Raw genomic sequence first — 9,131 nt, forward strand, 5'->3', positions numbered from 1 at the left:
TTATGTTATCGAAGGTTTATCGATGAACCACTTCTCCCCATGTTCCGCGATGAAACGGTATTCCTCGCGGTAATGTGTATCGTGACCCTCTTCTTTCATCTTGATGAAGGCAGCATCACCGTTCGCAGCTCTTTGATCAATCAAAAGATAGAGGGCTTCGACGCGTAACAATAACATGGATAGGAGTTCAGAACGCGGTCCTTCATAGCCATACGCATCAAGGAACCGACTCACTCGCTTGGCGAAACGTGTGTCATCTTGCTCTGGTGAATAAGCAAGAACGGATTCGTCAGGTGCTTGTCGTCTGCTGCTAAGCGGAACGAACGTATAGAGCGTATAGACGATATCCCAAGCACGCGGACCGGGTGCCGCGAGGTCAAAGTCAATCACGCCACTCAGTTTTTGATCCTGAAAAATCGTATTGTAGACGGCAAAATCGTTGTGACAGATGACTTCGTATGGAGTCGGGGTATTGAGCAACGGTGCCCAGTCCGGTGAGACGTCGAAGTCGACTGTCGCGTCATGATACTGGCGCATCAGACGTGCGACATCGTCCAATACGTCATCATGCCACATGTATGCTTTTAGGGGATAATCGGCCGTTTCGCCAGGGAGGAAGGTCAGGATCTCTCGATTTTGTTCGTCGATACCGACGAAACGGGGAACACCGGATAGGCGTTTAGCTTCTAAGTGGCGCAATAACCGTTGGACGTTGTTGCTGTTCTCTTTTTGTGAGCGATAGACATGCTCACCTTTTTGATAGACAGCGGAGACATTTCCGCCAGTCAATCGTTGTTCTTCAGACATGAGTGTTCCTTCTTTCTTTTTGTAATCGGTTACATATCGGTTAGTCTTTTTGCATGCGTTGATGAAGAAGCGGGTGCTTTACGCACAATTGTCCTGTTCTTCAATCAGTCGACACCGCATCGAAGAGAGCGTCAAGCGACGGATCCGTGACTTGATCGAGGAATGTGTCAACGTCTTCCGTCGAACGAAGACGAACGATTTTGTCCGCTTCACCGGAAACTGGCGGCTCGATTCGTTGCCGCTGATAGATGTCGTAGTACGACGAGTCGCCACGAATCTCTCGTCCATCGCGTTTGGAGTGAATCAGTCGGTCTGCAATTGTCACTTCGGGTAAATCGAACCAGACGAGGATCGAGCGGAACGTCGAACGGGAGAATGGATCTAATAATTGTTTACGACCGGTCTGCGTGGTGTTGGCATTACATAAGATGATCGTCTCAACGGAAGACGTGATTGCCTGTTCGATCAACCATCCCGTCAAGTCATGTTTGATCTGATTTGGTCCTTCTGTTGGAACGAGGTCTGGATAATGTTCGAGCAAAAAACGTGCTTGAAGATCTTGATCGATGACAAGGCTTGATGAGAGACGTTGAGCAAGCTGTCGTGCGAACGTCGTTTTCCCGGCATGGGTCGGTCCAATCGTCAACAGGACGGTCCTCATGACGTCAGTTGTTCTTCCGGTAAGCGATCGGCGAGAATCTGCGCGAGCCAATTTTCTTTCGTTCCGAAGCAAGAGGTCGTCCGTCCGATATGATAAAACGTACTGGCCAATGGTCCGGTGAAGTAGGTCGCATCCGGCATGCATAAGTAAATCGGACGATTCGTCGCGAGCGCAATCCCGAGTTCGACGTGACTACTTTTTCCTGCTGGTAACACAAGCACGAAGGCGTCCGCTTGTTGTACGGCTTCGAATTCAGCAAGACCAATCTTTCGTAATGCTTCGGGATCCTCTGCCCGATTGTTCATCGTCCAGTCATATGTTAAATCGTGTCCACGCAAGCGGAGTTCATCGCGGAGCCAGCGGACGGTCAATGTGTGATCAAAGCGAGAAGCGATATAAAGGTTCATGTATGGATTCCTTTCTCAAGTAAAAGTTGTTCGATGGCCTGAACGAGCGCGTAGGCTCCGTCAGACGTATTCGATAAGACGGTGACGATTGTTTCCGATTGTGGATAATAGGCGGAATGAAAGCTGACACCCGGGTCGTAACACATGATGTGCCACTTCTCGTGCGAGGCGTCGAGTCGTTTCAGCCAGACGCCGTAACCATAAGACGCAACATCGTTGACTTTGACGTGAGGAAGAAACAGTTGCGCGGTCATCGATTCGGACAGCAATTGATGCGTCAGAAGACTTCGCCAGAAATGTTCCATGTCTGATGCTGTGAGGAAGGCACCGCCATCTGGTCCCCCAATGATTGGTAACGCATAGTGATTCGTTCGCCATGTACCGTCTTCATTCTCGATATGGCCGGTGGCTGTATCTGCCGGTAGGGAGTCGAGTCGGAAGTAACCAGACTGTGTCATTTGCGCACGAGCGAATAATTCGTTCGTCACGTAATCCGAGAAGGGTTGTTTCGTCAATTGTTCGATCACGAGGCCGAGCAGGATGTATCCCGCATTGTTGTAATGAAAACGTTCGCCCGCAGTGAACAGTCTTTTTTGGTCCTGAAACAACGGTAAAAAATCGATGGGACGACGCAAACGGTACATCGGGAAATCTTGAAAAACCTCCTCGAAATCGGTCATCGTCGCTTCGTCAAAATAATCACCGATGCCTGACGTATGGGTTAACAGATGATGCACGGTCACACCGTCTAGATCGATTCCTATGTCCGGTAGAATCGTCGTGACGTGTTCGTCGAGTGCTACCTTTCCTTCCTCGACTAACCGTAAGATGGCGACCGCCGTGAAAAGTTTCGCACCAGAAGCAATTCCGAAGCGTGTCGTTTCTGCATTCGATGCGCGGTAGCCCCGATGTGCGAATCCGTTAGCATGGCTAAAGGTTTGTTCACCTTGCTGGTGGATGGAGACCGCCCCTTCGAGATGCGTAAGCTCCGGTAAAGCAATAAGTTTCTTGTACACGTTCATCATCCTCTCTGCTTCCCATCCTATCGAATTCATTCATGCAAGAAAAGGGAATTATAAGAAAAATTTGAAAAAAATGAAACTTTTTAATCGTGTCGCGTATCTAATAGGGGAGTGATTGCCAAAAAGGAGGATGCCGATGTGTTTCGAAAGTCAGGTGCAGCATTATCCGACGTTGCTTTTGAAGCAGCTTTATTCGCAGAAGAAGACTATGTGTACCGTATTTCCTTCATTTATCTGAAAGAGGAGGCGGCAGCGCTTGAGAACGTCCAAGAGGTCGCGTACCGGGCATGGCGTGGGCGAAAGAGTTTACGGGATGCTTCGTATTTTAAGACGTGGTTGACGCGCATCACGATGAATTGCGCTTTCCAGCAACATCGAGCGTCGTTTCAGCCGCTCGCGATCGAACCCAGTCAAACGACGTTGTTTGAAGAGCGTCTCGTCGATCGCTTGTACTTGGACGATTTACTGGATGTCCTCGAGCCGACCGAGCGATCACTCGTCTACTTCCGGTATGAAGAAGATTTGTCATTGCAAGAGATTGCGCAAACCTTCAATGTGCCACTGAGTACGATCAAAAGCACGTTGTACCGCGCACTCGAGAAAGTACGACGACAGAAGGGGATGAGTCTATGAATCACGAGCCAAAAATCTTGATCGACGTACCGTCATCTGTCAGGCAACGGACAATCCAAGGTATTCGCAAAGCGAAACGGCGCCGGCGCTCGTTACAAGCTGCTTGTCTCGCTGCCGGTCTGACGATCATCGGCTTTAGTTCCTTGCATGAGACCGTTCCCGAGCAATCGTCGCAATCGATGGTCGTCGGCATGTATTATGATGAACAGTTATACACGGTAGCCAAAAAAATTACGGATACAGATTGGCAACAGCTGAAAGGGAAGCGACTCGGTGTCACGGATGATGTCTTGACTGATACGCAACTAGAACAGGACACATCTGATTTTGCGTCGAACCTCGATGCGTTTACCGTCTATCAAGTCAAGGACGATCCGGTATCTGAGCACGTGCTGGTCGTCGGTGAGGAAGAGGGTCGAGAACGGGTGATGATTCTGTCGCCCACACGATAAGGGGGGAGAGAAATATGACCATCCGGTCTTGGACAACAGACGATCTACCACAATTGGTCGGATTGATGACGCCACTTGGTTATCCGGCAAGCGAGGACGTCTTACGCGAACGATTTTCGCGGATCACTCGTCATCCGGATTATGAATTGCTTGTGTTAGAAGACGACGATATGCTTCTCGGCTGCGTCGGTCTGTTTCAGGCGCAAGCGTTCGAGCATAATACGACCTATGTCCGAATCGTCGCGTTTGTCGTCAACGCGAAACATCGTCGGCAGGGAATCGGACGCCGTTTGATCCGAGCAGCGGAAGACTGGGCGCATGCAAGAGGAGCAACTGCCGTTTTACTGAACAGTGGTAATCGACCAGAACGCGAAGCAGCCCATCACTTTTATCAAGCGATGGGCTACAGCGTAACGAGCACGAGTTATTCGAAATCACTCGCTTCATCGTGATTTACGGAAACCATGGAAAGCACGAAATCCTTGTTGTTCATAAAAAGAAGCAGCTTGACGGGTTGCCAGGAGATCGATCCGCGTCGGATAGGTGAGTTGCAAGTGATCGAGCAACTTTTGTCCGTACCCACGCTTGCGTGCGTTTCGGCTGACGAGGAGCTCACAGACGAACGTCGTCACTGAACCGTCCGTTAAAGCGCGGACATAGGCAAGGATTTCTCCGTCAGACTCAAGGACGAAAGCGGCATTTGCATTCATCCACGCGTTGCGGGTCCGCTCTTGATCAGCAACGAGATCCTGCCACCCTTCTAATGCGTTCAATCGATGAATCTGCTCAAAATCGTCAGGTTGGAAACGGCGAATCTGTTCCGTCATGGATGGTTCTCCTTTCGTATCAGGTCTTGGAGTAGAGCAGGTAACTGGCACCAGTCCGAAAATTGGGTGTCGATCAATGGAACATCGCCTGTGCGCTTCCAAATCGCCTGCATGCCGAGGGCGCGTGCCGGTAAGATGTCGTGGTCGTAATTGTCGCCGACATAAAGGACTTCGTCCGGGCGAACACCTAAACGGTCCGTTAAGCGAAAAAAAATGTCGAATCCGGTTTACGGACGCCTTCTTGTTCCGAGATCCCGATCTGCGTAAAGGAGGGTGACAGTCCGATTGCGTCACAGACGGCACGTTGGAACGTCGTCCGACCGTTCGACAGTAAGCCGATGGGTAGCTCAGGCGGTAATTGCGCAAAAAAGGCGTCGACTCCCGGAAAGCTCCGTGCGAAGATCGGATAACGCGTCACGTAGTCGTGTAGCAGTACTTCAACAGAAAGCGACAACTGGAAGCGACGAATCATTTCCGTATAGACTACGTCCTTCCAGACGCGTCCTTCTTGATCAAGCGCCAAGAACGTCGTGATGTAGTCGTCGATCGGAACATGCGCAACTTCACGAAAACGTTGATGCTGATCCCGAAGGAAATAGGGAAGAGAACCGGACCGGTCATGTAACGTCTCGTCTAAATCAAACAATAGGGCACGAATCAAGGTAAACACCATCTTTCAAAGTTTAGAGGAGTGATTATAATGGAACGAATTATGCAACATCAGGGAAAACAAGTGACGTATTATGATGACGGTTCGACAGGTCGACCGTTGTTACTTCTACCCTCGCTCGGTGGGACGTATCAGGACTGGGCGGACATTCTGACTAAACTGACACCGGACTACCGCGTCGTCAGCTTTCATCCACACGAATGGTCGGAGGATTACATCGACGGGACGACCGGCATCTTACGCCAAATCGACCAGTTCCTTAACGTGATAGATATCACGACTCCAGTCACACTCGTCGGTCATTCCTATGGTGGACTCGTCGCTCAAGCTTTTGCTTTACATCATCCAGAACGCGTCGCCGGTCTCGTCCTCGTGGATGCGACGTCCATTGATTTAGCAGAACTCGATCAGCTGGATACACCAGTGCTCGACCGAGAAGGGGATGACGCTGTCTGGATCGACCGGTTTGCGGAACTATCAAAAGCAACTGATTTACGTGACCGTTTTCCGGACGGGGATGACCGCACGGATTGGAACCCGGCGTATTACCGCTCGATGCATGCGATCATCTCGCAGTGGAAAGATGATGCGAAAGATCTTCAACCACGCATGCGCGATCTCGGTGTTCCGTTGACCGTTCTTGGACGGGACAAAGCGCAGTCAATCGAGACGATGATTGCTGCTGGTTTTCCAAAAGACGAACTGGAGCGGATGGAAGAGAAATGGCAGGAATTGATTCAGCGACAGGCGAATCTATCCTATCAGGCGAACGTGACGTTCGTTCCGGGAACATCGCACCTGATGCATCGCGATCGTCCGGACGTCATCGCAAACGCGATATTGACACTACATCAATTTAAGGAGTTTACCGTATGACACGTATGTACGTATTGCATGGTTTAATGGGGACGGCAGCAACACACTTTGCACCACAGCTATCCGCTTTAGCGGATGATTTTACGTTCATTCCGATTGATCTGCCTGGTCACGGAATGACGACGGGACCGGCAACGGAAGATTACTTATCACAAGCAACACGTGCCATCCGCGAACGGATGGCACAGGAAGGTCCAGGATGGATTCTCGGGTTGTCGCTCGGCGCAACGCTTGCGATGCAACTGGCACTCGATCCACCGGACGAACTCGAAGGGGTATGTATCACGGGTTTTTCACCATTCATTCCTAAAGCGATGGAGCCGCTGATGCGCAAGCAACGAGAGTTCTTCCTCGACCTCGAACAACAAGCACCGGAAATTGCCGACCAGTTCGAACAGTTGCATGGTCCTGCCTGGAAAACGACGGCGCGGGCAGTCCTTGATTTGATGACATTCCGTTTCCCGGCACTGACGGAAACGATGCTGCGGTCGATCACCTTACCGGTCGTCATCCTAAACGGAACGAATGAAACATACGAAGTCGACGCAACCGCGTTCGTTGCGGAACATGTGCCAAACGTCATCGTTTTACCAGTCGAGGGAGCCGGGCATACGGCGAATCTCGATCAACCGGAACGCTTCAACGCCTTATTGCTTCAAGCGCATCAATCCATGCTGACGACTTAAGCGTTCGTTTATCTTCTCTTGATACATCTGTTCATCTGCCTCATGCAGGACGTCGTCGACACGGCGTCCTGTTGTTGTATGAACGGCACCGATTGCGAGCTCGATTTCGTGCGTCGCGAACGTCGAGCGAACGTGTTCGACGAATCCCTCAAACGTCTCAATCGACGGACTCTCATCAATCAAGACGAATTCATCGCCACCGATCCGGTAGCCATGATCTGTCAAGCGGCGGATGCAAAGTCCAGTTTGTTCAAGCAAGGCATCACCGACCGCGTGACCGAACCGATCGTTGAGTTCTTTTAGTTCATTCAAGTCAAGCAGAATCAACCCATAAGTCGTCTTATCTTGATCGAGCGTGCGGACAGCCTCGTTGAAGGCATGGCGATTACCAAGACGTGTCAAAGCATCGATCCGGTATTGATCAAGCAATACCTGTTGTGATTTCAACTGCTCGTCAATGTTACGGATCACCCCTTGGATGGCAACGATCTGTCCATTTTCACGAATTGGTGTCGCATATTCTTCGAACCAGATGTACGTTCCGTCATTCGTCCGCCAGCGTTGCCGAAATGGCTGATCGTAGTCACAGTCGCCCGAAATCTTCGACATCAAGACTTCGATGTCTTCCGGATGAATCCGCGCGAAACACTCGTCTGGATCCATGTAGCTAGCTGCTGCCACGCCTTTCCCCATATGGTCATCGAGGGAAGGACTGATATAACGAAACCGATATTCCGGCTGGACTTCGAACACGTAGAAGATATCTTTACACAATGCGATTGTATCCGGCTGTTGCTGGCGGAATAACCGGAAACTGATCAACATGAGAAGACCACCCACAATCAATCCCAATACAAATATGACGTCCACCTCCTCTATTCATCGACCATCATATCATAATTGGGTTTTATTACCTATAATTTACAAAAAACACTCTACTTTAATCGTAGAGTGTTTTTTGATTAGTCTAGCTTAATGCAGACACGAAATCCTCGGCTCGCATAATAGGAATCCGCCCCATTGTGATAGATGAACGTCGTCTCATAACGACGATCTCCGAATAAAGCGCCACCTTTTTGACGAATCACGTCCGGCGTCGCAAGCCAACTGGAGGTTTTTTCGTCAAACGAAAACTGCGTCTGCAGTGTTTGATACTGTTCAGGTGTTAAGAGGTGCACCTCTAGCGTCTCAATCATCGACTCGACACTTGCGGCAGGCGCATTTTTCTTTCGACCAAGTCGAGCGGATTCGTCCAGACAGACGCTTCGACGACCAGACGGACTCTCTTTGACAGTGTCGACGATGACGAATCGTCCATCAAGGGTTACGACATTCGGCTCTCCGCCTGTCTGTTCCATCCAAGCGAGGGCTGCTTGTTTCGAAGACGTCAGTCGTGACTCGACCTCGTCATACGAAAGACCCTCGTGGCGATCAGGAGTAGCTTCAAAACGATCACGAAAATTCGTGAATTGGTCCTCCATCGGTAAAACCTCACTTTCCTAGTCCGTTTTTTCCATTATTCAATGAATCCGCTTCCCGTGCAATCGTTTAGTGACTGAATAAGTCAATCTGAAGACAATTGACAAATGAAATCGGACTGCCTACACTAATTGTACATATCCGGTTTCTGTCGCGATTGCGCGAACAGGAACGACATTCAGGAGAGGAGCCCAACCGTATGCGCTGGATCAGTTATGCGGCTGTTGTGACGATTCTTTCGTTCTTAGCGTTCACAGCGTATTCGTTCTTGACGACGATCGACTTTGAGATCGTCTATCAGTTCGGAACGTTTGCGATGACGTTATCCTATTTTATCTTTGGTTTACCAATGTTGTGGATTGTTCGCCACTATCCGTTAACCCTTCGTCTACTCATCTACGTGACGACGAGTGCTGTCGTCTTATTTCTATTCATCGGTCTATATGAAGCGTGGCATGATGCGTCACTGTCTCCGTTACCACCATTCGGTAGCATGATCCAATTCACGGCTCTCGCTTGCCTATTGTTCGTCTTACCGTATGAACTCGTCTATCGTAAAAATTTCGTCTCCATTCAACCACGTGTTTCTTGACAGTATTCTTGTTCCTCAA

Annotated in this window: 15 protein-coding genes; 6 read left to right on the plus strand and 9 right to left on the minus strand. The window is 49.9% G+C overall.

Going from position 1 to position 9,131, the window contains the following annotated elements; translation table 11 throughout:
- The 4 genes from KNQ14_RS06215 to KNQ14_RS06230 form a co-directional block, all read right to left on the minus strand.
- A complete protein-coding gene (locus KNQ14_RS06215; RefSeq protein WP_214860121.1) occupies nucleotides 1-807 on the minus strand; it encodes a phosphotransferase in 807 nt (268 codons plus the stop codon).
- Nucleotides 808-907: 100 nt separating this feature from the next.
- Nucleotides 908-1,468, minus strand: coding sequence for an AAA family ATPase (locus KNQ14_RS06220; protein WP_214860122.1), 561 nt, complete (start codon nucleotides 1,466-1,468; stop codon nucleotides 908-910).
- Nucleotides 1,465-1,875, minus strand: coding sequence for a group-specific protein (locus KNQ14_RS06225; RefSeq protein ID WP_214860123.1), 411 nt, complete (start codon nucleotides 1,873-1,875; stop codon nucleotides 1,465-1,467). The genes KNQ14_RS06220 and KNQ14_RS06225 overlap by 4 nt, the downstream gene beginning before the upstream one ends.
- A complete protein-coding gene (locus KNQ14_RS06230; RefSeq protein ID WP_371743329.1) occupies nucleotides 1,872-2,891 on the minus strand; it encodes a serine hydrolase domain-containing protein in 1,020 nt (339 codons plus the stop codon). The genes KNQ14_RS06225 and KNQ14_RS06230 overlap by 4 nt, the downstream gene beginning before the upstream one ends.
- 144 nt (nucleotides 2,892-3,035) lie before the next feature.
- Here KNQ14_RS06230 and KNQ14_RS06235 point away from each other — a divergent pair, with 144 nt between their 5' ends.
- The 3 genes from KNQ14_RS06235 to KNQ14_RS06245 are packed head-to-tail and all read left to right on the plus strand — an operon-like array spanning nucleotide 3,036 to nucleotide 4,434.
- Nucleotides 3,036-3,530 (plus strand): sigma-70 family RNA polymerase sigma factor, encoded by a 495-nt coding sequence (locus KNQ14_RS06235; protein ID WP_214860124.1) that lies wholly within the window; start codon nucleotides 3,036-3,038, stop codon nucleotides 3,528-3,530.
- The gene (locus KNQ14_RS06240; RefSeq protein ID WP_214729472.1) at nucleotides 3,527-3,982 is read left to right on the plus strand and encodes a type 2 periplasmic-binding domain-containing protein; all 456 of its coding nucleotides are present in this window, start codon (nucleotides 3,527-3,529) and stop codon (nucleotides 3,980-3,982) included. The genes KNQ14_RS06235 and KNQ14_RS06240 overlap by 4 nt, the downstream gene beginning before the upstream one ends.
- A gap of 14 nt (nucleotides 3,983-3,996) precedes the next feature.
- Entirely contained in the window at nucleotides 3,997-4,434 is a 438-nt protein-coding gene (locus KNQ14_RS06245) for a GNAT family N-acetyltransferase (RefSeq protein ID WP_214860126.1), read from the plus strand.
- On the opposite strand, the gene KNQ14_RS06250 is transcribed toward KNQ14_RS06245, so the two are convergent.
- The 3 genes from KNQ14_RS06250 to KNQ14_RS06260 are packed head-to-tail and all read right to left on the minus strand — an operon-like array spanning nucleotide 4,426 to nucleotide 5,470.
- Complete coding sequence (locus KNQ14_RS06250; RefSeq protein ID WP_214860128.1) at nucleotides 4,426-4,809, minus strand: GNAT family N-acetyltransferase; 384 nt, start codon at nucleotides 4,807-4,809, stop codon at nucleotides 4,426-4,428. The two genes, KNQ14_RS06245 and KNQ14_RS06250, sit on opposite strands and share 9 nt — an antisense overlap.
- On the minus strand, nucleotides 4,806-5,024 hold the full coding sequence (locus KNQ14_RS16955) for an HAD hydrolase-like protein (protein ID WP_214860411.1): 219 nt from the start codon (nucleotides 5,022-5,024) through the stop codon (nucleotides 4,806-4,808). Before KNQ14_RS16955 ends, KNQ14_RS06250 begins: the two co-directional genes overlap by 4 nt.
- On the minus strand, nucleotides 5,009-5,470 hold the full coding sequence (locus tag KNQ14_RS06260) for an HAD family hydrolase (RefSeq protein WP_214860130.1): 462 nt from the start codon (nucleotides 5,468-5,470) through the stop codon (nucleotides 5,009-5,011). Before KNQ14_RS06260 ends, KNQ14_RS16955 begins: the two co-directional genes overlap by 16 nt.
- 39 nt (nucleotides 5,471-5,509) lie before the next feature.
- On the opposite strand from KNQ14_RS06260, the gene KNQ14_RS06265 reads away from it, so the two are divergent.
- Both KNQ14_RS06265 and KNQ14_RS06270 read left to right on the plus strand, forming a co-directional pair.
- Nucleotides 5,510-6,355, plus strand: a complete 846-nt coding sequence (locus tag KNQ14_RS06265; protein WP_214860132.1) for an alpha/beta fold hydrolase — start codon at nucleotides 5,510-5,512, stop codon at nucleotides 6,353-6,355.
- Nucleotides 6,352-7,041 carry an alpha/beta fold hydrolase gene (locus tag KNQ14_RS06270; protein WP_055968224.1) on the plus strand — a complete coding sequence of 230 codons (690 nt, stop codon included), beginning with the start codon at nucleotides 6,352-6,354 and terminating at the stop codon, nucleotides 7,039-7,041. The genes KNQ14_RS06265 and KNQ14_RS06270 overlap by 4 nt, the downstream gene beginning before the upstream one ends.
- Here the strand turns inward: KNQ14_RS06270 and KNQ14_RS06275 are convergent.
- Nucleotides 7,003-7,866: a sensor domain-containing diguanylate cyclase gene (locus KNQ14_RS06275; protein ID WP_214860134.1), complete on the minus strand. Its 864-nt coding sequence runs from the start codon at nucleotides 7,864-7,866 to the stop codon at nucleotides 7,003-7,005. The genes KNQ14_RS06270 and KNQ14_RS06275 overlap by 39 nt on opposite strands.
- 137 nt (nucleotides 7,867-8,003) lie before the next feature.
- Nucleotides 8,004-8,522, minus strand: a complete 519-nt coding sequence (locus tag KNQ14_RS06280; RefSeq protein ID WP_214860135.1) for a DUF4256 domain-containing protein — start codon at nucleotides 8,520-8,522, stop codon at nucleotides 8,004-8,006.
- A gap of 197 nt (nucleotides 8,523-8,719) precedes the next feature.
- Between KNQ14_RS06280 and KNQ14_RS06285 the strand changes: the two genes are divergently transcribed.
- Nucleotides 8,720-9,112 (plus strand): hypothetical protein, encoded by a 393-nt coding sequence (locus KNQ14_RS06285; protein ID WP_050677983.1) that lies wholly within the window; start codon nucleotides 8,720-8,722, stop codon nucleotides 9,110-9,112.
- Nucleotides 9,113-9,131: the final 19 nt, after the last annotated feature.

Origin of the sequence: Exiguobacterium sp. s161 (assembly GCF_018619045.1) — a bacterium.
Lineage (GTDB): Bacteria > Bacillota > Bacilli > Exiguobacteriales > Exiguobacteriaceae > Exiguobacterium_A > Exiguobacterium_A indicum.